Raw genomic sequence first — 21,941 nt, forward strand, 5'->3', positions numbered from 1 at the left:
AAAGGGATATACTACCCTTTGTATAGCTATCGTTCTATCTTTTTTTCCTCATGTCTTTTTGGCGTTTGTCGGAAGGTATCAATATAGATAAGAGAGGAAGGGTTTCCATGTTTAAGAAGATCTTTGGTGTTCTTCAAAAAGTCGGAAAAGCGTTAATGCTTCCAGTAGCGATTTTACCGGCAGCAGGTATTTTACTTGGATTTGGTAATGCATTTCAAAATCCACAGTTAACAAATGTTATTCCTGCTTTAAAAGCAGATTGGTTCGTAATGGTTGCAAAAATTATGGAACAATCTGGTGATATTATTTTCGCTAACCTTGCATTATTATTCGCAGTTGGGGTAGCAATTGGTTTAGCTGGTGGAGACGGAGTAGCTGGTTTAGCAGCATTCGTCGGTTACTTAATTATGAACAAAACGATGAGTGTGTTCTTAGAAGTAGATAAGCTAGTGAAAGTAACAAGTTCTGGAGCAGACCCAGTAAAAATTGGATTTACAGATCCAGCGTATGCAAACGTATTAGGTATTCCAACGCTACAAACAGGGGTATTTGGTGGTATTATCGTCGGTATAGTAGCGGCATATTGCTATAATAAATACTTCAACATTGAATTACCATCATACTTAGGTTTCTTTGCAGGTAAGCGTTTCGTACCGATCGCAACTGCAACATTCTCTTTAATAGTAGGTATTATCATGTGCTTCGTTTGGCCATACATTCAAGGTGGCTTAAACACGTTCTCACATCAAATGATTGATGCAAATAGAACAATCGCAGCATTTATATTCGGTTTAATTGAACGTTCATTAATTCCATTTGGACTACATCACATTTTCTATTCACCGTTCTGGTTCGAATTCGGTCAGTATACAAATGCAGCTGGCGAATTAATCCGTGGTGACCAAAAAATCTTTATGGCACAGTTAAAAGACGGTGTAGAATTAACAGCAGGTACATTTACAACTGGTAAGTATCCGTTCATGATGTTCGGTCTTCCAGCAGCAGCTTTAGCAATGTACCATGAAGCACGTCCAGAAAATAAAAAATTAGCAGCAGGTATTTTAGGTTCTGCAGCATTAACATCTTTCTTAACAGGTATTACAGAGCCACTTGAATTTTCATTCTTATTCGTAGCGCCAGTATTATTCGGAATTCACGCTGTATTTGCTGGTCTATCATTTATGACAATGCAAATTTTAGGTGTTAAAATTGGTATGACATTCTCTGGTGGTTTAATTGACTTCCTATTATTCGGTGTACTACCAGGCCGTACAGCATGGTGGTGGGTAATTATTGTTGGTCTTGTACTAGCAGTTATTTACTACTTCGGATTCCGCTTTGCAATCCGTAAATGGAATCTAAAAACACCTGGTCGTGAAGAGGCAAATGCGAATGACGGTGCAGGAAAAACAGAAGCAGGCGAACTTCCTCGTGAAGTATTAGTAGCACTTGGTGGTAAAGAAAACATTGCTTCTTTAGATGCTTGTATTACTCGTTTACGTGTTCAAGTTAACGAACAAAAGAATGTAAACAAAGACCGCTTAAAAGAACTTGGAGCAGCTGGTGTACTTGAAGTTGGAAATAACATTCAAGCTATTTTCGGACCGAAATCTGACACGTTAAAATCACAAATTCATGATATAATGTCAGGTCGTACACCTCATGTTGAAAAAGAAGAACCTGTAAAAGTGGAAGAAACTCCTCAAAAAGTTGATGAAAATGAAACAATTGTATCACCAATCGAAGGGAAAATCTTACCAATTACAGAAGTGCCTGACCAAGTATTCTCAGGAAAAATGATGGGAGACGGATTTGCAATTGAGCCAACTGAAGGAACAGTAGTTTCTCCAGTTAACGGTGAAATTGTCAATGTATTCCCTACAAAACATGCGATTGGTATTCAATCTGAAGGCGGAAAAGAAATTTTAATCCACTTTGGTATTGATACTGTAAAATTAAATGGTGAAGGATTCGAGGCACTTGTAGCACAAGGTGATAAAGTGAAGCAAGGCCAACCATTATTAAAAGTAGATCTTGCATTTGTAAAAGAAAATGCACCATCTATCATTACACCAATTGTATTTACAAACTTACAACAAGGGCAACAAGTCGAATTGAAAAAAGATGGAAATGTTAAGAAGGGCGAAACCGCTATTATTGACATTCAGTAGGAATTTGACGCAAAATGTTTATAATTATAATAGGCGATGTGGTTGACCGAACATCGCCTATTATATACAATAGATGATGTAGTACTCACGTCTATACAACTAAAAAAAACTGTAATTTAAAGGAGATAAATAATCATGGAAAAAATCTTTAAAGTAACTAGCGACTCAGGAATTCATGCTCGTCCAGCAACTCTACTTGTAAACACTGCAAGCAAATTCGGTTCTGACATTAACTTAGAGTATAACGGAAAGAACGTTAACTTAAAATCAATCATGGGCGTTATGTCTTTAGGCATTCAACAAAACGCAGAAATTAAAATCACTGCAAATGGTGATGATGCAGCTCAAGCACTAGCAGCTATCGAAGAAACTATGAAAAACGAAGGATTAGGAGAATAATGACTCTTAACATTCAAGGGATCGCTGCATCAAGTGGGATTGCTATTGCAAAGGCTTTCAGACTTGAAAATCCTGAATTTAACATCGAAAAGAAATCAATTACAAACGAAGCTGCAGAAATTGCACGCTTAGACGCTGCGCTTGAGAAAGCAAAAACTGAATTAGAAGCTATTAAGGACCACGCATTTGCTGAACTAGGTGCTGACAAAGCTGCGATCTTTGAAGCACATTTATTAGTGTTAAATGATCCAGAACTAGTAAACCCAGTAAAAGATAAAGTAAATAGCGAAAAAGTAAATGCTGAATTTGCAATGGATGAAGTTGCATCAATGTTTATTTCTATGTTTGAAAACATGGATAATGAATATATGAAAGAACGTGCTGCGGACATTCGTGACGTAACAAAACGCGTTCTTGCACATTTACTAGGAATTAACTTCTCAAATCCTGGTACAATTTCTGAAGAGGTAATCATTATTGCTGAAGATTTAACACCATCTGATACAGCTCAGTTAAACCGTAAGTATGCAAAAGGTTTCACTACTGATATCGGTGGACGTACATCTCACTCTGCAATTATGGCTCGTTCTATGGAAATTCCAGCTGTTGTTGGTACGAAAGTTGTTATGGAGAAAATCCAAAACGGCGATATCGTTATCATTGACGGTTTAGATGGAGAAGTAATTGTAAACCCATCAGAAGAAACTCTTCGTTCGTTTGAAGAAAAGAAAGCGAAATTTGAAGAGCAAAAAACTGAATGGGCAAAATTAAAAGACCAAGCTACTGTAACAAGTGATGGACATCACGTTGAGCTTGTTGCAAATATCGGAACACCAAATGATGTACAAGGTATTATCGATAATGGCGGAGAAGGCGTTGGCTTATACCGTACAGAATTCTTATACATGGGTCGTGACAATCTTCCAACAGAAGAAGAGCAGTTCGAAGCGTATAAAGCAGTTCTTGAAGGTGTAAAAGAAGGTCAACCAGTCGTTGTTCGTACACTTGACATCGGTGGAGATAAAGAGCTTCCATACTTACATTTACCAAAAGAAATGAACCCATTCTTAGGATACCGTGCAATTCGCTTATGTCTTGATGAGCAAGATGTGTTCCGTACACAACTTCGTGCATTACTTCGTGCTAGCGTATACGGTAACTTAAAAATTATGTTCCCAATGATTGCAACTCTTGATGAGTTCCGTCAAGCAAAAGCAATTTTATTAGAAGAGAAAGCGAAACTTGTAGAAGCGGGTACAACTGTTTCTGATTCTATTGAAGTTGGTATGATGGTTGAAATCCCAGCTTCAGCTGTATTAGCAGATCAATTCGCGAAAGAAGTTGACTTCTTCTCTATCGGAACAAATGATTTAATCCAATACACAATGGCTGCAGACCGTATGAACGAACAAGTATCATACTTATACCAACCATATAACCCATCTATTTTACGTCTTGTAAAAATGGTTATCGATGCTGCTCATAAAGAAGGCAAATGGGCTGGTATGTGTGGTGAGATGGCAGGCGATTCACTTGCTATCCCATTATTATTAGGATTAGGTTTAGATGAGTTCAGTATGAGTGCAACATCTATTCTTCCTGCAAGAACACAACTAAGCAAGTTGTCAAAAGCAGAAATGGAAACATTAGCAGAAAAAGCATTAATGATGTCAACTGCTGAAGAAGTTGTTGAACTAGTTAAAAGCATATAACCAATAAAAAAACCTGAGTCGATTTGAAATCGGTCTCAGGTTTTTTCTATGAGAAAAATAAATCTTATTTTCTTACTATAGAGGATAAGGAACGGAATTAGATAGCGATAGCAACGATATCAGTTGGGCATACACGTAAAATACCAGTAAAAGTATTTCGATTTTGATTGTTCTTATCGTCTTTATTGTTATCTTTGTCGTCTTTGTTATTACGAGCTAAAGCAGAGAAAAGAGCAACACCGTTAGCGAAACCTTCAAAAATTACATTGTTGAAAGTGCCATTACCTCTAATGCTTAAAAGAGAAAGTTCTGTTCCAACTGAAATGCTAGCAAGTACGTTACATACAGCTGGTTGTTGTGGTCTAACTACTTCTCTCTCTTTCTCTTTCTCATGATGTCTGCACTCTCTTTCATGATGATGACAGTCTCTAAAGTTATCACAGCATCCAAATGATCCAAACATAATCCTCATCACCCCCTTCACACTTATAATCTATGTAAGTTCGGTAGTGAGTGACTGGACAGAGAGTGGAATTTTTTCTAGGGGATTTTCTCATTTTAAATGACTAGCTGGGTGTTTAGTATGGAATGATGTTTAAAATAGGGGAAATATAACAAAAAAATGTAAAAACCACCGAAATAAATGAAATAGGTAGCCTTTACACTTTTTTACTTTTATATAAAACGATGATATATACAGGAAGAGCTAGGAGTAGTGGTACAATGGATCGTGCAGTATGTTTTTCTGATTCTAATTGGAATGCTTCTTCTTTTGGGAATTGTAAAATGGAGATGTTTGCGGCATCACCAATAAAATATAGAAGCAGTACAGTTACTATGTAACATAAAAGTGCGATAAAGCTTCCGTATGAACTCAATGAAAATCCCTCTCTTGTTATCTATTTGTTATCATTGTATCATAATTGTAACAAAAATACACGGGTATATTTCAACACCTAAACAAAATTCGACACAAAACGTCAAGTTTATTTATGATAAGGGAATAGAATATACTTTTCCATAAGTATAAATGTCGAATGATTTGTAGTAATATTACAAAAGTATGACAGGAAATAAAAAAACGAAGGCAATGTAGTTACCTTCGTTTTTTATTATTTTGCCCACTCACTCACTTGCTCTACGCTCATACGAGGTGCAGGGTGGCCTTTTAAAGTTGATTCACCAATTGTAATAAGCATAATTGGAACGTAACGAGATGAAACGTTAAATTCGTCTGTCAGTGCTTGTGGATTGAAGCCACCAATAGCACAAGTATCCCAACCAGTTGCTTTAGCTGCAAGCATAAGTTGCATTGCTGCTAAAGATGCATTTGAAAAGGCAGCATCTCTTGGGAATTGTTCACGAGCATATGCAGATTCAATATTTTTAGCTAAGCGTTCTTTTGCTTCTTCTTTCATAAATCCTTGTTCTACAATTGGACCATATACTGGCTCAACATTTTTATAAGCTTCTAAATCACCTAAAATAGCGACTACTGCAGAAGCATCAAGAATTTGTTGTTGGTTATAAGCTATTGGGTGTAATCGTTTTTGTACATCTTCACCTTGAAAAACGAGGAATTTCCAGTGTTGCAAGTTCCAAGCGGAAGGTGCTTGTGCTGCGGCTTTTAAAATCTCATGTAATTCTGTAGATGAGATTTCTTTATTTGGGTTGAATGCACGTGTAGATGTGCGTTCATATAGAACGTTAAAAAAGTTGTCGTTTGTCATTGTATATCCTCCAAATTGTATATCGAATTATTTTCAAAAAAATAATATACACTACTTACATTTTGTAAGTTATCGAATTTAAGAATATAATATCTTTATTTTAATTGTCAAGTTTTAAAAATAAGCTAGGGCATTCATACAAACGATACAATTCCTACAATCATACACTAAAAAAGGAATTTATAGAGTGAAAAGCGAAGATAACATTCTCAATTAGCTTGTTAATATGTATCTCTCACAAATTAAAGTTTATTGGAGAACAGTCTTTTAAAAAAGTTTGTGAGGAATTCAGTAGAACAAGATATATGAAGTGAGTGAAGACTAGTGATGAACATACTACATTTTTTATTAGAGAATACGGTTTTCCAAAATGTGTTACAAGATCTGCAGTTAAATGTCCTTTATATAGAAAATGGATGTAAGCATCAACAAACGGTAGAAAATATCCATCCAAAATGTATGTTTATAGCAAATAGTTTTGAAGAGGGCGAACTATTATTTCAAAGAACGAAACCACACATTATCATTACGTATGTAACAGATTATTCTCAAATAAAATATATAAAGAATATGTATACTCCGCACAGTACATTCATTGTCATTTGGGATCAACAAATAACAAAAGAATTCACAGATGTACTTGCATTAGGAATACGTAATATTGTAATAGCTCCTGTAACTCCGCAAGCAGTGTTAGAGGAAGTGAATAAGAGTTTGTATCAACTTTCTTTAGTAAGGCAAGTCGGTTTGCAGCAGGAATTGCTTCAAACGATGTTTGATTTTCAAAATGATCTATTATTTATAGTAGAAGATGATGAGATTGTTGATTGTAATACAAATTTTTTAGCTTTTTTTGGATATGAAAATCTGTTTGCCTATCGTGAGCAACATTTAGTATTTGCTGAACATTTTATTAGAGAAAGTGGATACTATTCGACGACGCATGATATAACATGGTTAGACGATACTTTATCAAGTGGTAGAAGAATTAAGATGCTAAATTATGAAGGGGTAGTATCCACTTTTTTATTACGTGCGACACCATTGCCAGAAGATTTATCAAGATTTATTGTAAAGTGCACGGAAATTACAGAATTAGATGAAATCTATCAAGAGCAAGAAAGACTTGCTATGGTAGATTCATTGACAGAGATTTATAATCGTTTAAAGTTTCAACAAATACTAGAGGTAGAGTGGGAAAAGGTAATACGTAGTGATGAGAAAATAGCTATCATTTTATTTGATATAGATAATTTTAAAACGGTTAATGACACATATGGTCATGATTTTGGTGATTTGGCATTAATACAACTTGCAGAGCTTATGAAATCTAAAGTGGAGCAACAACATGTATTTGCAAGATGGGGAGGAGAAGAATTCATTATATTAGTGACAAATACAGTAGAAAAGGAAGCATTTCAAGTTGCGGAGTCATTACGATTCTTCATTGAAACAAAGCAATTCACTGGAATTTCGAAGCTAACAGCTAGCTTTGGAGTTGCGTTATATGAACAAGGAACTACAAGAGAAGAATTAATGCAACGAGCGGACATTGCATTATATGAAGCGAAAAAAAATGGGAAGAATCAAGTATGTGTGTATAGAAAAGAAAAAATGTAATTTTTCGCAACAAATTGTTGCGATTTTTTTTTATTGTTTGATAATAGAATAGGGGGACAATTTTTAGCGAAGGAATTATGGAGGATCAATATGATAAAAAAAGTAATGGTGATGGCTTCACTGTCTGCTATAGTTGGCGGCGGAGTATACTATTTTCTTGTTAGCCCCAATATAAAGGAAAACACTGTATTAACAACTAAAGTGAATCCTACTATTGAATCAGAAGTACAAGGGAATATAGAAGAAAAAGAAGAGCAACAAATTGATTATGCTAGCATATCTCAAAAATTAGATCAATATTTAGTCGGAAAGCAATTTAATGGAACAGTTTTGGTAACAGATAAAGAGCGTGTTATATTGAATAAAGGATATGGGTATGCTGATGTTCAAAATAAAATAGAAAATACGCCTCAAACAAAATATCGTATTGGTTCTATTACGAAAACAGTTGTTGCCACATCTATTTTACAGTTGAAAGAACAAGGTAAATTGAATATTCAAGATAATGTAAATAAATATATTCCTTCATTTCCGGAGAATAAAAATATTACGCTATATCATTTATTAACCCATACCTCTGGTTTACCTGAACATGCGAAAGGAAATGTGAATGCTGCTTCCCGTTTACAGTTAATTAATTGGATTGGACGTCAAAATTTAGAATTTCCTGCAGGAACAGGTTGGAGATATACAGATTATAATTATATGGTTCTTGCTTATATAATAGAACATATCTCGAAAAAACCTTTAGGAGATTACATAAAAGAAAACATATTTGTAAAAGCAGATATGCATGAATCCGGTATGGGAAATATGGTACCTGGAGATAAAAATTTTACAAAGGGTTATGTGAAAAAAAATCAAGAGCTTGTACCAGCGCAGAAGTTAGGCATGGATTGGCTATATGGTTGTGGTGAGATGTATACGACAGTTGGAGATATGAAGAAGTTAGACGAAGCAATTATAAATGGAAAACTTCTTTCTGAACAAAGTATACAAGCAATGTTTTCGCCTTCAGCAGAACGGAAATATGCATTTAGTTTATATATATATCCAGATTATTTTCATAATCATGGTGTATTATCTGGTTGGAACACTTTCAATAATTTTAATAAAGAAAAAGGAATTTTTGTTATGTTATTTTCAAATGTAAAAAATAGTATGGATGATGACTTTAATAAAGAGTTCCGAAAGATGGTAAATGATTTATTAGAACAAAGGGGATGAGAAAATGGAACATAAAACTTTATCAATAGGTTTCATTGGTATTGGCGTAATGGGAAAAAGTATGGTTTATCACTTAATGCAAGATGGTCATAAAGTATATGTATATAATAGAACGAAAGCAAAAACAGATTCTTTAGTGCAAGATGGTGCACAATGGTGTGATACGCCAAAAGAGTTAGTGAAGCAAGTTGATATTGTAATGACAATGGTTGGATATCCACATGATGTAGAAGAAGTGTATTTTGGTATAGAAGGAATTATAGAACATGCAAAAGAAGGTACGATAGCAATTGACTTTACGACATCTACACCTACTTTAGCAAAACGTATTAATGAAGTTGCAAAAAGCAAAAATATATATACGTTAGATGCACCTGTCTCAGGAGGAGATGTTGGTGCGAAAGAAGCAAAACTCGCAATTATGGTAGGTGGAGAGAAAGAAATATATGATAGATGCTTACCTTTACTTGAAAAGTTAGGAACAAACATTCAATTACAAGGACCAGCTGGGAGTGGACAACATACAAAAATGTGCAATCAAATTGCGATTGCTTCCAATATGATTGGAGTATGTGAGGCTGTTGCTTACGCGAAGAAGGCTGGATTGAATCCAGATAAAGTGTTAGAGAGTATTTCAACAGGGGCAGCAGGTAGTTGGTCATTAAGTAATTTAGCTCCTCGAATGTTAAAAGGAGACTTTGAGCCAGGATTTTATGTAAAGCATTTTATGAAAGATATGAAAATTGCTTTAGAGGAAGCAGAAAAATTACAATTACCAGTCCCAGGCTTAAGTTTGGCGAAAGAATTGTATGAAGAGTTAATTAAGGATGGCGAAGAAAATAGTGGAACACAAGTATTATATAAAAAATATATAAGGGGGTAAACGAGGTGGACCTTCAAAAGTTTGATGAGATGATTGATACTGTACAGCGAGCTACTTGTATGCAAATTAATGAAAAACAAAAAGAAGCTTTTAAACAAAAATATGATTTTGAACCAGACTTTGAATATGGAAGAGATGAGAAGGGGCATTATGTAATTCGAACCTCTAAAAAGATGTTAGAAGAAATGGAGTTTTATTTGGCATTGAAATATGATTGTGATGGAGTGGATCTTTATATGCAAGCTGAGATTGACGGTATATTTCATGTATCTGTTAGCTATGGTGAAGATGCCCTACATCTACAAGAATTGTTTCAATTTCTAGAAGAAAATAAATAAAAGTCCTCATTTGAGGACTTTTATTTATTTAGTCATTATAAGTTAGAAGCGCGGCGACATCGTTCAACCGGGAATGGGATAATTTGTGCGATGTGATTAGGACCAAATTGTTTTGTACGAGCATGGCGTATTATATAAAAAGCACACAGAATTGAAACAGGAATAGCGCCGAATAAACCAAATAATAAAGCGCTTACACAAGATGCGACAAATCCTAAAACACCAATTTCTAACTCTTCCATAATAGCTCCTAAAATAACAGGAAATGCCCCACATGTAACTCCAAGTATAAGTGCGATAAGTAAGCTCATGATTATCCCCCTCTGTTTGCGATATTATTTTCCTTCTTAGTTAATTGTAGTATATCACATACAAAACAGAATTTTCAGAAAAATTTCAATAAATGTTCAATAAATGTTCAAAAAATACACTTGAAAAATCAAGGCGTTAAATTTGTGATGAAATGGTACTTTTGAGTAAATAAAAAATCAGGCTTATTTCAAAAGTGAAATAAGCCTGTTCCATAGGAGGATGTATATATGTAGAGTGAATAAAAGTTTGGAAAAGGGGATCCAAGTCCTTTTATTCAACTAACTACCTTAATAGATTGGAACCCAGCCTTCAGTTGTCACAAAAATACGAATAGCTACAACTTGACGATCATCTTGCAAGGTAAAATAATGTCTTGCATTTTCTGGAACAGATATTAGATCGCCTGGCTCAAGTTCAACATCAAAGAATTTCCCATCTTTGCCTTCAATAGCGAAAATGCCATGACCACTGACGATAAAGCGGACTTCGTCGTCTGTATGATGATGTTCTTTTTGGAAATTAATTAATAATTCGTCAAGGTTAGGTGTGCTATTTGAAAGTGAAATTACATCATGTGCTTTATAACCTCGACGTGCTGAAACATCAGCGATTTCTTTTGAAAAAACAGCTAATATTTCAGCTTTGTTTTCATCTGTTAAAGAATAATTTTCATTTAAATGAGTAGGAAGTTTAGAAATATTCCATTTCTCATATAAAACGCCTTCCTCTTGTAGAAATTTAGATACTTCCACTTCATTTTCAATACGAGTATTTACTTCATGAATACGAATTTGCGCCATTAGAAACGCCTCCTTGAATTGATAGTAGTTTTATATGAAATTGGAATAAAAACTCATAAGCTTCTAATCTCTTCTTTGCATCAAAGCTATCTCGGCCCCATACGGTAATACCGTGGTTACGGATTAATACCGCTCCCGAATCACCTTGTATATGCTTTCGAAAGTTTTCTCCAAGCGTTGGGATATGGGCATGGTTTTCGATAATAGGAATGTGAATTGTTGCACCTTCTTCCCAAATATCGAGAGCTTTAATAATTTCTTGATTTTGAAGGGTAACTGCATCACTATATAAATTTGTGATGACATTATTATCAGTTGTATGAACATGAAGTACGCACCCGGCATTCGTATTGTTATAAATATGTGTATGCAATATTGTTTCTGCTGAAGGGCGTAATTCAGTCTCTAAAACAGGAACTCCTACATGATCTACTAATAGAAAATCATCTGGAGTGGTTTTTGTTTTATCTTTACCGCTTGCTGTAATGAGAAAAGTAAGTGGCTCATGACTAACTTTTATAGAAATATTACCACTTGTTGCTGGGAACCAATTTCGAGTTGTTAATTCTTTTTTTATCTCGCTTAAGTCATACCATTGACGAAAAAGTTGTTTCATGATTTCACCTCCAACAAATGTTTTAATTCATTTTGAATATCATGGAATGTTTCAAACGGTGTATAAGCAATATAATTCTCTGCACACTTTGTAATAAGGAAGTCACGAGCAAATACTTTATCTGCTTGTTTCGCAGCTTGTAAATCAGTAATTGAATCTCCAATCACAATATGGAAGTCATTCGTATCACTCAATTTACGGATGAGAGATGATTTACATAATCCGCAATGATTTTGACAATGATGATCACAAGGATGAGGCCAATTCACCGTAATGTATTCATTTGAAAAATCTGTTTCATTACAGTAAATTTGCTCTTTTGGAATGAGTCCTTGTAAGAGTGGATAGACGAAGAAATCCATTCCACCTGATATAACGTAAAAAGAAATGTTATTTTCATTTACAAATTGTATAAATTCATGAAAACCATTACGAAGTTCAGCAGTTTCTATTAAAAATTGAATAATTTCATCGTGCAGATGAGTAGGTATTAATCGAAATAATTGAGAAACACCTTCTTGAATAGATAGCTCTTGTGATAAAATTCTATTCTTTACTTCTTCAGCTTCTGGTGGTGCGAATTTTTCCATAATGGACATAATGTTATCATTATTTGTAATCGTGCCATCGAAATCACAAAATACTTGAATACTCATAATTTCACCTCATGAGAGGGATTTCCCCATATTTGTAGTGCACTATGCAAATTTATGTCATCTACTTCATGGAGTGGTTTATTTTGCAAAGTAGCCTCAATTGCAGTACGGAATGCTTTACCACCGCCTTGCGCTCCATTTGGATGTCCATGTATCCCGCCGCCAGCATTAATAACAACATCTTTACCGAAATCTCGTACAATAAAGGGAACGAAACCAGGGTGAATACCAGCAGATGGAACAGAAAAGCTCTTCTTGAAAAATGCATCGTCTTCAGTTAAATATTTTGAGATAGCAAGAGCTTCCTCTTTTTCTAGCGCAACACTTCCGTATGGAGATGGGAATAATGAAAAGTCAGCCCCAGCATAGCGTAGTAGCTTTCCGAGTAATAATGGAGATGAAATTCCATATAACTTAGATGCTGAATAAGCACCACTTACAGCAGGGTGTGCCATAATAGGAACTGGGATTTCATCATCTTCTGCAAGTGATTGCAGTACATCTAGTCCGTAAGCAAATACGTTAAATAATAGAATATCAGCTCCAGCTTGCACTGCACGTTTCGCATTTTCTTTTAAATCAAAAGTTCGTCCTGTTAAGTTTACGGCATATAACGTTTTATGTCCGTATGTTTCATATACGGATTGTAAAACTTCTTTTCCAGATACAATGCGTTTCGTAAGTGGTGTTAATGCATTTTCAAATAATATTTCATCATCTTTTACTATATCTACACCACCACTTGCTTGATCACGTAATTGCGTTTTTAAATACCCAATATTTCGTCCAATCATTCCTTTAAAAATACTCATTAAAAGGGGACGATCATGCACTTGTAAAAGGTTTCGAATCCCATCTATCCCGAATTTTGGACCAGGAAAATGTTCTTTCAATTCTTCTGAAAAAGTTAAGTCAATTAATTTTACTTCGCCATCAAGGGATAGCTTTCCAAATGTAGTCGTTAAAATTGCTGGTAAATCTGGACTGAAGTTTAATAACGGATATTCGATTTTAATAATTCCGCGTTTTACTTTTTTACGTAAATACGAATTCGTATGTTCATGTTCAGCTAATTCCTCAATATGAATGACGTTGCCTTTATGTTGCTTTAATTGTTCTTGCAATAATTGTGGCAAATGAGTCCAAGAGCCAATTGTTAAACCAAGTGCAATTTGCTCAGCCTTTTTTTCTAAGTTATGTGAATCATCATGGATTAAATACGTCGCTATAATTCCGCTCATTGTTATAACCTCCTAGTTAAATAAAAAAACCTCTCAGCTAAGGAGAGGTTTTTTTACAACCAGCTCCTTATCTGTCAGCATAATGCTGCGAGAATTAGCACCGTGTCTACGATTGTAGATCGGTTGCCGGGTTTCGTCGGGCTCGTCCCTCCACCTGCTCTTGATAAGAAGTATTTAGAAATGTTTAAATTTTTAAGATAACTGAATTTTGTCAGATATTTTTCATGTTGTCAATTACTTTTTGAAAAAATTTAATTTATCAATTCGATTAATGGCTTCTCGTAATCTATCTCCTGTATGCAAGAGACCAACACGGACATACCCTTCGCCATGTTCACCAAATCCAACACCAGGAGCAACTGCAACGTGTGCTTTTTCTAGTAAAATATCAGAAAATTGCTCGGATGTATAACCTTCTGGTACAGGAAGCCATGCAAAGAATGATCCGGTTGGAATGTCTACATTCCAACCAATTGAGTGACAAGCTGAAATAAGAGCGTTTCTCCGAGATTCGTAACTATTTACAAGATCTACTACACAAGACTGTGAACTTAATAGTGCTTCGCGAGCAGCATCTTGAATTGCACCAAAAATACTAACATACATATGATCTTGCAATAGGTTAATGGTTTCGATGACACTTTCATTTCCAACTGCAAAAGCAATACGCCATCCAGCCATATTGAAAGTTTTCGATAACGTGTAAATTTCAATTCCTATATCTTTCGCACCGTCTGCTTGCAAGAAACTAACAGGTTTTTGACCATCAAATCCGATAGCGCCGTAAGCGAAATCGTGAACAACTAATATATTATGTTTATTAGCAAAATGAATAGTTGCATCAAAAAAATCTTTTGATGCAGTAGCACCTGTAGGATTATTTGGATAGTTTAAAAACATTAATTTTGCACGCTCGGCAATAGAGTTATTAATTTTTGTATAATCTGGTAAAAAGTTATTTTCTGCAATAAGCGGCATTGTTTCAAATTGTGCTTTGGCTAAAGCAACTCCTGATAAATAATCTGGATAGCCTGGATCTGGAACGAGAATTGTATCACCAGGATTTGTAAAACAAAGTGGTAATTCTACTAGTCCAGCCTTCCCACCAAACAATATAGCAACTTCAGTTTTCGGATTTACTACTACATCATATTCACGTTGATAGAATGTTGCCACGGCTTCTTTTAAACTTTCATGTCCGCGAAATGGCGGATATTTATGATGAATGGTCTTTTCGGCAGCATCTTGTAAAGCTTTTACGATATGCTGCGGTGTTGGTTGATCTGGATTACCTTGACCTAGATTAATAACATCATGACCAGCTGCAACGACTTTGTTAACTTTTGCAACAAGTGAAGCGAAAAATTGTGTTGGCAATGATGTTACTATCTCAGAAGGTTGAAATAATTTCATACTTTCCACCTCTTTTGAAAGTTGTTACAATTCTAGTGACAAATGATATAATCTTTCCAGTATTTTGTAAAGAAAAAATAAGAATGGGGCTGAAAAAATGAAAGTCGCATGTATTCAAATGGATATTGTTTTTGGAGATGTAGAAAAAAATATTGAGAATGCTAAAAATAAAATAAGCGAAGCTATGAAGGAAAGGCCAGATGTTATCGTCTTACCAGAACTATGGACAACAGGATATGATTTAACGAGACTTTCTGAAATTGCAGATAGGGATGGAGTGGAAACGAAAGAAAAGTTAATAGAATGGGCGAAGCAATATGATATACATATTGTTGGTGGTTCTATAGCAAAGCAAACAGAGCAAGGCGTTACAAATACGATGTATGTTGTAAATAATGAAGGACAGCTAGTCAACGAATATAGTAAAGTACATTTATTTCAGCTTATGGATGAACATAAATATTTAATAGCCGGTAATGGTACGGGCGAATTTAAGCTAGATGATGTTGAATGCGCTGGAACAATTTGTTATGATATTCGTTTTCCAGAGTGGATGCGTGTCCATACTGCTAAAGGGGCAAAAGTATTATTTGTTGTAGCAGAATGGCCATTAGTTCGTTTAGCACATTGGCGTTTGCTATTGCAAGCAAGAGCAGTTGAAAATCAGTGTTATGTTGTTGCATGTAATAGAGCAGGAAAGGATCCAAATAATGTATTTGCGGGTCATTCTTTAATTGTGGACCCTTGGGGTGAAGTTGTAGTAGAGGCGAATGAAGAGGAATCAATTTTATTTGGAGAGCTTGAATTCGAGAAAATTAAAGAAGTACGTAAAGGAATTCCAGTTTTTGCGGATCGCCGTCCAGAATTATACAAATAAAATGTTGACAAGTGATTTTTATTCTTGGTATAGTCTTCAACATAAAGTTAAAAATTCAAAAAATTATACAACTCTTATCAAGAGCAGGTGGAGGGATTTGGCCCGATGAAGCCCAGCAACCGACCGTAATACCATTGTGAAATGGGGCGTTTATTACGCCAAAAGGCACGGTGCTAATTCCAGCAGAAAGTAAAACTTTCTGGCAGATAAGAGGGGAGAAGATAAACTTCAAACCTCTTTCTTAGTGGAAAGAGGTTTTTCTATGTTAGAAAAACCTCTGAATTTAAAAAGGGGGAGAAGACGATGGGATATTATTCATTAACAGAAATAACAGCTGTACAATATGCGAAAGATCATGGCTATTTTGAAGCGAAGGCAAATGTCGTTTGTCATGAAATTGGAGACGGAAACTTAAATTACGTGTTCAAATTAGATGATGGAGAGAAATCAATTATAATAAAACAAGCACTGCCTTATGCGAAAGTAGTTGGTGAAAGCTGGCCATTGTCTATAAAAAGAGCAACGATTGAAAGCAAGGCATTACAAATTTTTGCGCAGTATGTACCGGATTATGTTCCAGTAGTGTACAGTCATGATGAAGAGTTAGCGATAACGGTAATAGAAGACTTATCAAGACTAACAATTACAAGAAAAGGATTAATAGACGGAGAAGAATATCCGCTTTTATCCCAGCATATCGGCCGTTTTCTAGCACATGTTTTATTTTATACTTCAGATTTTGGTTTACAGTCAGAAGAGAAGAGGTTACTAGAAGGTACCTTTGTAAATCCGGACCTTTGTAAAATTACAGAGGATTTAGTGTTTACAGATCCGTTTGGACATTATGATACAAATGATTATGAGCCAGATTTACAGCTCGTGGTTGATGAACTTTGGAGTGATAAAACTTTAAAACTAAAAGTAGCACAATATAAATATAAGTTCTTAACAAGAAAAGAAACTCTTATTCATGGTGATTTACATACTGGTAGTATTTTTTCGTCACCTTCTGAAACGAAAGTGATTGATCCAGAATTTGCGACATATGGCCCATTTGGATTTGACATAGGTCAATTTATTGCAAATCTATTATTAAATGCTTTATCTAGAGAAGAAGAGAAAAGAAGTGTACTATTTTTCCATATAGAAAAGACGTGGAGTTATTTTGTAGAAACTTTTACAAAGTTATGGATTGGAGAAGGTGTAGAAGCATATACGAAAGAAAAACAATGGTTACCAATTATTTTGCAAAATATCTTTACTGATGCAGTTGGATTTGCCGGATGTGAACTGATTCGTAGAACAATTGGTTTAGCTCATGTAGCAGATTTAGATGAAATAGAAAATAAAGAAACAAGAATTCAAGCTAAGAAACAAGCGCTATCCTTAGGTAAAGAACTAATAAAATATGAATCTAAAAGTGCTGATATTCAACTGTTTCGAACATTATTTCAACAGACAGTTTCAGGGGGCGTAAAAGCGTGAGTACAATTGTTACTGTTCCGAGATCTGTAAGCTGGAAAGGTGATGCAATTGCGGTATTAAATCAAACGAAATTGCCGCATAGCACAGAATACAAAACGTTGACGACTATTGAAGAGGTTTGGAAAAGCATCGTAATGTTAGAAGTACGAGGAGCGCCTGCAATTGGAATTGTAGCTGCATTTGGCTTGGCGCTTGCATCAAAAAAATATAACACTGTACATATTGAAGAATTTCAAACGAAGTTTAATAGAGATTGTAATTATTTAGGAACGTCACGCCCGACAGCAGTAAATTTATTTTGGGCAATTGATCGTATGAGAGAATCTATTCGAGAGATTACTACAATAAAAGAAGCACAAAAAACATTAGAAGAAGAAGCGCTTCGCATTCAGCAGGAAGATGAAGAGGTGTGCCGAAATATTGGGGAATATGCGTTAACATGTTTTAAAGATGGCGATAATATTTTAACAATCTGTAACGCTGGAAGTATCGCAACTGCCAGATATGGAACTGCATTAGCTCCCTTTTATATTGGAAAAGAGAAAGGTGTGCGTTTACATGCATATGCGTGTGAAACGAGACCAGTTTTACAAGGTGGTCGCTTAACGACCTGGGAATTGAAGCAAGCAAATATTGATGTGACCCTTATTACAGATAATACTGCAGCTCATGCTATTCAAACGAAAGAAATAAATGCAATTATTGTAGGGGCGGATCGAATTGTCGCAAATGGAGATACGGCAAATAAAATAGGGACAATGAATTTAGCTATTTTAGCAAAGCACTTTGATATCCCATTTTATGTTGCTGCGCCACTGTCAACATTTGATGTTAGGAAAGAAACTGGAGCCGAAATAATTATTGAAGAAAGAGATGAAACAGAAGTTACGAAAATCTTTGGAAAACAAGTAGCACCAATTGGAACGAATGTTTATAACCCTGCATTTGACGTAACACCGAACGAATTAATTACAGGAATTATTACTGAGAAAGGTATTATAAGCGGGGATTATAAACGAGAAATTGCATCATTATTTGAAAAACAGGCTAATACATAATAGCTTGTTTTTTTATGCCTAAATGCATTGTTTTCTCTTACTTATATAATGAAAGGAGGAGAAGAGGATGGAAGAGTGGATCAAGATGATAGGTAATGTAGGGTTTCCAATTGTTGTAACATTATATTTACTCCACCGTATTGAAAGTAAATTAGAGGGGGTAATTGTTGCAATTGAGAAGCTCCCGCGGCAATTACTAAAGTACGAAGATCCTCGCAATAAAAAATAAAGTTTGCTCTTCTTGAGCAAACTTTATTTTTTATTGAGCAGTATAGCCACCATCGATAACGACAGCTTGACCAGTAATACCTTTAGCTTTTTCACTCGCTAAAAACATAGCATAATCAGCGATTTCTTGTACTTGTAATAAGCGCTTTTGTGGGACGAGTGGATAAATAACATCTTCTAAAACATTTTCAAGTGGTACATTTCGTGTAGTAGCTAAGTCTTGTAGTTGATTACGTACAAGAGGGGTATCGACATAACCAGGGCAAAGGGCATTAACAGTAATACCATGCGTAGCACCTTCTAAAGCGGCAACTTTTGTTAATCCAATTACGCCATGTTTTGCACTATTGTAGGCAGCTTTTCCAGCAAACCCGACAAGGCCGTTAATAGAAGCGACATTAATAATACGACCATATTTTTGTTGTTTCATAATCGGAAAGGCATGCTTAATTGCGATAAACGGAGCAATTTGCATAATTTGAATTAGTAGCTCAAACTTTTCCGTTGGAAAGTCTTCAATGGGTGAAACGTGTTGCATTCCTGCGTTGTTAATTAATATATCTAATGAACCAAAATGACTAACTGTTTGAGAAATTGATGCTGTAATTTCCTCTTCAGATGTAACGTCACATTTTAAACCGATAGCTTGAAAACCTTCACTTTGTAATTGCTCAGCAGCTTCTTTCGCACGTTCTTCAAGACGATCAGTAATCACAACTTTTGCACCTTCTTTTGCAAAAGCACTTCCCATTTCATATCCAATACCACTCGCAGCACCTGTTAAAAAGACAACTCGATTTGTAACCATGATGAAAAACATCCCTTCATAATAAAGTTTTCATAGTGCTCTATTTAGAGAGGTTATAATGAAAATCCTGCAAACATTTGGAAAAAATATCGTTAGCTATCTTGTTTTGCAAAATAGTCTTTGCTATACTATTTTGTAAAGCAAGATACTTACGCTTATCTATCTTGTAAAACAAGATAGTAGGAGGATTTGAATTATGTCGACAAGTCAAATGCTGAAAGGGATCTTAGAAGGATGCTTACTTGCTATTATTTCTGAAGGCGAAATATACGGTTATGAAATGAGTGAGAAGCTAGCAAAGTATGGTTTTACAATGGCGAGTGAGGGAAGTATTTATCCGTTATTAATACGAATGCAAAAAGAAGGATTAATAACAAGCGTAATGAAGGAATCTCCATCTGGCCCAAAGAGAAAATATTACACATTAACAGAAAAAGGCGAGGAAGCACTTGATGAATTTATGGATCGCTGGGAAGCGATGCAAAGTAGTGTAGAACGTCTACTTGAAGGGAAGGGAAGGAGAAAATAATGTTATCAAGTGAAGCACGAAAGTTTTTGTTAGATATGAGATTATTTTTGACGGCAAAGAGTGTGAAAGAAAGTGATATTGAAAACTTTTTAGAAGACGCAGAACTTCATTTAATAGAAGGTGAGAGTGAGGGGAAGAGTGTAGAAGATATTTTCGGAAGCTCACCGAAAGAATATGCAAATGAACTTGTAAAAGTGATGGAAAGAGATAGACAGGAAACGTGGAAGCAAATTGGTTTTACAGTAATGAATATCGTATCTTTTTGGATTATTGCTTCTATCTTAATAGTGAGTAATGGAATGTTACAGATTTCACTTATTCAGTGTATCGGTTACAGTTTTTCATTGATTTTAGTTGTTATGGGTCCTAATTTTCTACTTCGCAAAATGACCTTCGTCACAAGCTTTACAAAAACATGGTTTTCCATGTGGTCTTTAGTTATGATTGCTCCATTGTTTTTATTAGGAGCTGTTACGATATTAGATGTGATATATCCTACAAAAATGCTCACATTCACCGAAGTCCAAAGTTATATAGTAGCTGGTGGGATTTTTATGATCACAGTAGCTATAAATATATATTTTGAAGGATGGTTTAAAAACTTATATTTAATCATTCCGCTTTCTATTATGTTACTGTTTAAAACATTTACATCTGAAGATCTCATGCCAATGTTATTTCAAATTATATGTTTATACGGAAGTTTGTTTATTTTAATTTTCCTTGAAATTATGATGAAGACGAATAGAAGAGAAATGGTTAAATAAGGGGGTGATAAAAGTGCTATCGAATGAAGGGCAAAAGTTTTTAGATGATACTCAAGGGTATTTACGAACAAAGGGCATTAGAGAAGCTGATATTATTTCCTTTATAGAAGATGCGGAAGTTCATTTAATAGAAGGAGAAAAGAGAGGGAAGAGTGTAAATGATATATTCGGTCATGCTCCAAAAGAGTATGCAAATCAACTTGCCAAAGAGATGGAAGTTGATAAAAAAGGGAATTATAAATTATTGCTTTACTTTATTATAAATTTATTAGCATTCACGATGATGAAGAGTGTATTTTTTAGTGAAGCCGACCATCGTTTGTCTTATTCTTTAATTGAATTAATTGGATATCCGATTATGATTTTTGTAGGAATTAGTGTATTAATATGGGGCATGAGAACAGCCTCATTTAAGCGTAAAAGAACTGAATTTTTAATTATGTATATAACAGGTGCGATATGGTTTTTATCAATTTTCAGTATTGCATTATTAAATAATTTTTATGGTACAACATTTATTAAATTTACTGCGACAGAAAGCTTCATTCTTGTTGGAATAGTAGTTCTATTTGCAGCTATTGTAAATATTAAATTTGGTGGTTGGTTTACTTTGGCGTATTTACTAGTTCCAATTGCATTGGAATATGTATTCGTAATGATAGATTTATCAAGTATTATTGGAATGTATGTACAACAAATAATTCTTTTCATTGTTATTTATATGCTTTTGAAAATTCATATAAAATTAGAAAAAGGAAAGTATACGAATAAAAAGAGAGACAGTATTATTTATAGGTAAATTGAGTAGTAGTTTTCTAAGGTTAACCTAACAATAACTCTTTTATAAAAAGGATATATGTTGACTATTTTATTAATATATTAGATTACACATCAGGATATATTCTGTTTTTCGGTTTAATAGGAAAGCGGCTGCTCTGGATATACAAAAAATTATTTCCAAAGAAATATTATATAGGGATTTTTAGAGGGATTACATTTACATTTAGTTGTCTATTTTTATTTCTAGCAGCCGGGATTTTGTTTGTTGATTGGAACAAGTTGTTTTAAACA

General features: G+C 34.7%; 25 protein-coding genes and 2 riboswitches. Of the genes, 15 read left to right on the plus strand and 10 right to left on the minus strand.

All coding sequences use genetic code 11. The features are described from left to right. Nucleotides 1–107 precede the first annotated feature (107 nt). From ptsG to ptsP, 3 genes are all read left to right on the plus strand, one after another. Complete coding sequence (ptsG, locus tag DN400_RS24625; protein ID WP_000473191.1) at nucleotides 108–2,171, plus strand: PTS glucose transporter subunit IIABC; 2,064 nt, start codon at nucleotides 108–110, stop codon at nucleotides 2,169–2,171. Nucleotides 2,172–2,306: 135 nt separating this feature from the next. Continuing rightward, nucleotides 2,307–2,570: a phosphocarrier protein HPr gene (gene ptsH, locus DN400_RS24630; protein WP_000411080.1), complete on the plus strand. Its 264-nt coding sequence runs from the start codon at nucleotides 2,307–2,309 to the stop codon at nucleotides 2,568–2,570. Next, nucleotides 2,570–4,282: a phosphoenolpyruvate--protein phosphotransferase gene (gene ptsP, locus DN400_RS24635; RefSeq protein ID WP_000174216.1), complete on the plus strand. Its 1,713-nt coding sequence runs from the start codon at nucleotides 2,570–2,572 to the stop codon at nucleotides 4,280–4,282. The genes ptsH and ptsP overlap by 1 nt, the downstream gene beginning before the upstream one ends. Before the next feature lie 97 nt (nucleotides 4,283–4,379). On the opposite strand, the gene DN400_RS24640 is transcribed toward ptsP, so the two are convergent. From DN400_RS24640 to DN400_RS24650, 3 genes are all read right to left on the minus strand, one after another. Then, on the minus strand, nucleotides 4,380–4,745 hold the full coding sequence (locus DN400_RS24640) for a DUF3915 domain-containing protein (RefSeq protein ID WP_000468017.1): 366 nt from the start codon (nucleotides 4,743–4,745) through the stop codon (nucleotides 4,380–4,382). A gap of 196 nt (nucleotides 4,746–4,941) precedes the next feature. After that, nucleotides 4,942–5,160: a hypothetical protein gene (locus DN400_RS24645; protein ID WP_000100485.1), complete on the minus strand. Its 219-nt coding sequence runs from the start codon at nucleotides 5,158–5,160 to the stop codon at nucleotides 4,942–4,944. 234 nt (nucleotides 5,161–5,394) lie between these two features. Next, nucleotides 5,395–6,012, minus strand: a complete 618-nt coding sequence (locus DN400_RS24650; protein WP_000180387.1) for a nitroreductase family protein — start codon at nucleotides 6,010–6,012, stop codon at nucleotides 5,395–5,397. A gap of 327 nt (nucleotides 6,013–6,339) precedes the next feature. Here DN400_RS24650 and DN400_RS24655 point away from each other — a divergent pair, with 327 nt between their 5' ends. The 4 genes from DN400_RS24655 to DN400_RS24670 all read left to right on the plus strand — a co-directional run bounded on the left by DN400_RS24655 (nucleotide 6,340) and on the right by DN400_RS24670 (nucleotide 10,080). Beyond that, nucleotides 6,340–7,632, plus strand: a complete 1,293-nt coding sequence (locus DN400_RS24655; protein WP_001023187.1) for a GGDEF domain-containing protein — start codon at nucleotides 6,340–6,342, stop codon at nucleotides 7,630–7,632. A 90-nt stretch (nucleotides 7,633–7,722) separates the two neighbouring features. Continuing rightward, a complete protein-coding gene (locus DN400_RS24660; RefSeq protein ID WP_141505585.1) occupies nucleotides 7,723–8,859 on the plus strand; it encodes a serine hydrolase in 1,137 nt (378 codons plus the stop codon). 4 nt (nucleotides 8,860–8,863) lie between these two features. Further along, the gene (locus tag DN400_RS24665) at nucleotides 8,864–9,742 is read left to right on the plus strand and encodes an NAD(P)-dependent oxidoreductase (RefSeq protein WP_000400437.1); all 879 of its coding nucleotides are present in this window, start codon (nucleotides 8,864–8,866) and stop codon (nucleotides 9,740–9,742) included. 5 nt (nucleotides 9,743–9,747) lie between these two features. Further along, nucleotides 9,748–10,080, plus strand: a complete 333-nt coding sequence (locus tag DN400_RS24670; protein ID WP_147801996.1) for a DUF3909 family protein — start codon at nucleotides 9,748–9,750, stop codon at nucleotides 10,078–10,080. A 35-nt stretch (nucleotides 10,081–10,115) separates the two neighbouring features. On the opposite strand, the gene DN400_RS24675 is transcribed toward DN400_RS24670, so the two are convergent. The 6 genes from DN400_RS24675 to DN400_RS24700 all read right to left on the minus strand — a co-directional run bounded on the left by DN400_RS24675 (nucleotide 10,116) and on the right by DN400_RS24700 (nucleotide 15,118). Next, the gene (locus DN400_RS24675; RefSeq protein ID WP_000054659.1) at nucleotides 10,116–10,391 is read right to left on the minus strand and encodes a hypothetical protein; all 276 of its coding nucleotides are present in this window, start codon (nucleotides 10,389–10,391) and stop codon (nucleotides 10,116–10,118) included. A gap of 288 nt (nucleotides 10,392–10,679) precedes the next feature. After that, nucleotides 10,680–11,192 carry a 1,2-dihydroxy-3-keto-5-methylthiopentene dioxygenase gene (locus DN400_RS24680; RefSeq protein ID WP_000057317.1) on the minus strand — a complete coding sequence of 171 codons (513 nt, stop codon included), beginning with the start codon at nucleotides 11,190–11,192 and terminating at the stop codon, nucleotides 10,680–10,682. After that, the gene (locus DN400_RS24685) at nucleotides 11,170–11,808 is read right to left on the minus strand and encodes a methylthioribulose 1-phosphate dehydratase (protein WP_000811341.1); all 639 of its coding nucleotides are present in this window, start codon (nucleotides 11,806–11,808) and stop codon (nucleotides 11,170–11,172) included. Before DN400_RS24685 ends, DN400_RS24680 begins: the two co-directional genes overlap by 23 nt. Next, entirely contained in the window at nucleotides 11,805–12,464 is a 660-nt protein-coding gene (gene mtnX, locus DN400_RS24690) for a 2-hydroxy-3-keto-5-methylthiopentenyl-1-phosphate phosphatase (RefSeq protein ID WP_000027488.1), read from the minus strand. Before mtnX ends, DN400_RS24685 begins: the two co-directional genes overlap by 4 nt. After that, entirely contained in the window at nucleotides 12,461–13,705 is a 1,245-nt protein-coding gene (gene mtnW, locus DN400_RS24695) for a 2,3-diketo-5-methylthiopentyl-1-phosphate enolase (protein WP_097996792.1), read from the minus strand. The genes mtnX and mtnW overlap by 4 nt, the downstream gene beginning before the upstream one ends. A 64-nt stretch (nucleotides 13,706–13,769) precedes the next feature. Further along, nucleotides 13,770–13,875, minus strand: a riboswitch (SAM riboswitch). A gap of 64 nt (nucleotides 13,876–13,939) precedes the next feature. Next, nucleotides 13,940–15,118, minus strand: a complete 1,179-nt coding sequence (locus DN400_RS24700; protein ID WP_098211066.1) for a pyridoxal phosphate-dependent aminotransferase — start codon at nucleotides 15,116–15,118, stop codon at nucleotides 13,940–13,942. Between the two features lie 97 nt (nucleotides 15,119–15,215). Between DN400_RS24700 and DN400_RS24705 the strand changes: the two genes are divergently transcribed. The 4 genes from DN400_RS24705 to DN400_RS24720 all read left to right on the plus strand — a co-directional run bounded on the left by DN400_RS24705 (nucleotide 15,216) and on the right by DN400_RS24720 (nucleotide 18,767). Beyond that, entirely contained in the window at nucleotides 15,216–15,995 is a 780-nt protein-coding gene (locus DN400_RS24705) for a carbon-nitrogen family hydrolase (protein ID WP_015382453.1), read from the plus strand. A 71-nt stretch (nucleotides 15,996–16,066) separates the two neighbouring features. Then, a riboswitch (SAM riboswitch) is annotated at nucleotides 16,067–16,208 on the plus strand. A gap of 90 nt (nucleotides 16,209–16,298) precedes the next feature. After that, a complete protein-coding gene (mtnK, locus tag DN400_RS24710; protein ID WP_097912008.1) occupies nucleotides 16,299–17,480 on the plus strand; it encodes an S-methyl-5-thioribose kinase in 1,182 nt (393 codons plus the stop codon). Then, the gene (mtnA, locus tag DN400_RS24715; RefSeq protein ID WP_097912010.1) at nucleotides 17,477–18,538 is read left to right on the plus strand and encodes an S-methyl-5-thioribose-1-phosphate isomerase; all 1,062 of its coding nucleotides are present in this window, start codon (nucleotides 17,477–17,479) and stop codon (nucleotides 18,536–18,538) included. The genes mtnK and mtnA overlap by 4 nt, the downstream gene beginning before the upstream one ends. A 67-nt stretch (nucleotides 18,539–18,605) precedes the next feature. Then, on the plus strand, nucleotides 18,606–18,767 hold the full coding sequence (locus DN400_RS24720) for a YvrJ family protein (RefSeq protein WP_000393338.1): 162 nt from the start codon (nucleotides 18,606–18,608) through the stop codon (nucleotides 18,765–18,767). Between the two features lie 30 nt (nucleotides 18,768–18,797). On the opposite strand, the gene DN400_RS24725 is transcribed toward DN400_RS24720, so the two are convergent. Next, entirely contained in the window at nucleotides 18,798–19,574 is a 777-nt protein-coding gene (locus DN400_RS24725; RefSeq protein WP_000258450.1) for a 3-hydroxybutyrate dehydrogenase, read from the minus strand. 196 nt (nucleotides 19,575–19,770) lie between these two features. Between DN400_RS24725 and DN400_RS24730 the strand changes: the two genes are divergently transcribed. Genes DN400_RS24730 through DN400_RS30045 form a run of 4 tightly spaced genes read left to right on the plus strand, consistent with a single transcriptional unit; the run spans nucleotide 19,771 to nucleotide 21,938 of the window. After that, nucleotides 19,771–20,103, plus strand: a complete 333-nt coding sequence (locus DN400_RS24730; protein ID WP_000107977.1) for a PadR family transcriptional regulator — start codon at nucleotides 19,771–19,773, stop codon at nucleotides 20,101–20,103. Then, the gene (locus DN400_RS24735) at nucleotides 20,103–20,870 is read left to right on the plus strand and encodes a DUF1129 domain-containing protein (RefSeq protein ID WP_097912012.1); all 768 of its coding nucleotides are present in this window, start codon (nucleotides 20,103–20,105) and stop codon (nucleotides 20,868–20,870) included. Before DN400_RS24730 ends, DN400_RS24735 begins: the two co-directional genes overlap by 1 nt. Nucleotides 20,871–20,883: 13 nt before the next feature. Beyond that, nucleotides 20,884–21,669: a DUF1129 domain-containing protein gene (locus DN400_RS24740; RefSeq protein WP_000950457.1), complete on the plus strand. Its 786-nt coding sequence runs from the start codon at nucleotides 20,884–20,886 to the stop codon at nucleotides 21,667–21,669. Nucleotides 21,670–21,713: 44 nt separating this feature from the next. After that, complete coding sequence (locus DN400_RS30045; RefSeq protein ID WP_420920603.1) at nucleotides 21,714–21,938, plus strand: DNA-binding protein; 225 nt, start codon at nucleotides 21,714–21,716, stop codon at nucleotides 21,936–21,938. Nucleotides 21,939–21,941 lie beyond the last annotated feature (3 nt).

The organism is Bacillus sp. AR8-1, assembly GCF_008042345.1.
Taxonomy (GTDB): Bacteria; Bacillota; Bacilli; order Bacillales; family Bacillaceae_G; genus Bacillus_A; species Bacillus_A cereus.

Excerpts from the sequence above, each read along its gene's own strand:
- DN400_RS24650 (WP_000180387.1), bottom strand. The coding sequence starts at position 6,012 with ATGACAAACGACAACTTTTTTAACGTTCTATATGAACGCACATCTACA.
- mtnK (WP_097912008.1), top strand. The coding sequence starts at position 16,299 with ATGGGATATTATTCATTAACAGAAATAACAGCTGTACAATATGCGAAA.
- DN400_RS24700 (WP_098211066.1), bottom strand. The coding sequence starts at position 15,118 with ATGAAATTATTTCAACCTTCTGAGATAGTAACATCATTGCCAACACAA.
- DN400_RS24675 (WP_000054659.1), bottom strand. The coding sequence starts at position 10,391 with ATGAGCTTACTTATCGCACTTATACTTGGAGTTACATGTGGGGCATTT.
- DN400_RS24640 (WP_000468017.1), bottom strand. The coding sequence starts at position 4,745 with ATGTTTGGATCATTTGGATGCTGTGATAACTTTAGAGACTGTCATCAT.
- DN400_RS24735 (WP_097912012.1), top strand. The coding sequence starts at position 20,103 with ATGTTATCAAGTGAAGCACGAAAGTTTTTGTTAGATATGAGATTATTT.
- DN400_RS24725 (WP_000258450.1), bottom strand. The coding sequence starts at position 19,574 with ATGGTTACAAATCGAGTTGTCTTTTTAACAGGTGCTGCGAGTGGTATT.
- DN400_RS24705 (WP_015382453.1), top strand. The coding sequence starts at position 15,216 with ATGAAAGTCGCATGTATTCAAATGGATATTGTTTTTGGAGATGTAGAA.
- DN400_RS24720 (WP_000393338.1), top strand. The coding sequence starts at position 18,606 with ATGGAAGAGTGGATCAAGATGATAGGTAATGTAGGGTTTCCAATTGTT.
- DN400_RS24660 (WP_141505585.1), top strand. The coding sequence starts at position 7,723 with ATGATAAAAAAAGTAATGGTGATGGCTTCACTGTCTGCTATAGTTGGC.
- mtnX (WP_000027488.1), bottom strand. The coding sequence starts at position 12,464 with ATGAGTATTCAAGTATTTTGTGATTTCGATGGCACGATTACAAATAAT.
- ptsH (WP_000411080.1), top strand. The coding sequence starts at position 2,307 with ATGGAAAAAATCTTTAAAGTAACTAGCGACTCAGGAATTCATGCTCGT.
- DN400_RS24655 (WP_001023187.1), top strand. The coding sequence starts at position 6,340 with ATGAACATACTACATTTTTTATTAGAGAATACGGTTTTCCAAAATGTG.
- DN400_RS24685 (WP_000811341.1), bottom strand. The coding sequence starts at position 11,808 with ATGAAACAACTTTTTCGTCAATGGTATGACTTAAGCGAGATAAAAAAA.
- DN400_RS24730 (WP_000107977.1), top strand. The coding sequence starts at position 19,771 with ATGTCGACAAGTCAAATGCTGAAAGGGATCTTAGAAGGATGCTTACTT.
- DN400_RS24665 (WP_000400437.1), top strand. The coding sequence starts at position 8,864 with ATGGAACATAAAACTTTATCAATAGGTTTCATTGGTATTGGCGTAATG.
- mtnW (WP_097996792.1), bottom strand. The coding sequence starts at position 13,705 with ATGAGCGGAATTATAGCGACGTATTTAATCCATGATGATTCACATAAC.
- ptsG (WP_000473191.1), top strand. The coding sequence starts at position 108 with ATGTTTAAGAAGATCTTTGGTGTTCTTCAAAAAGTCGGAAAAGCGTTA.
- ptsP (WP_000174216.1), top strand. The coding sequence starts at position 2,570 with ATGACTCTTAACATTCAAGGGATCGCTGCATCAAGTGGGATTGCTATT.
- DN400_RS24680 (WP_000057317.1), bottom strand. The coding sequence starts at position 11,192 with ATGGCGCAAATTCGTATTCATGAAGTAAATACTCGTATTGAAAATGAA.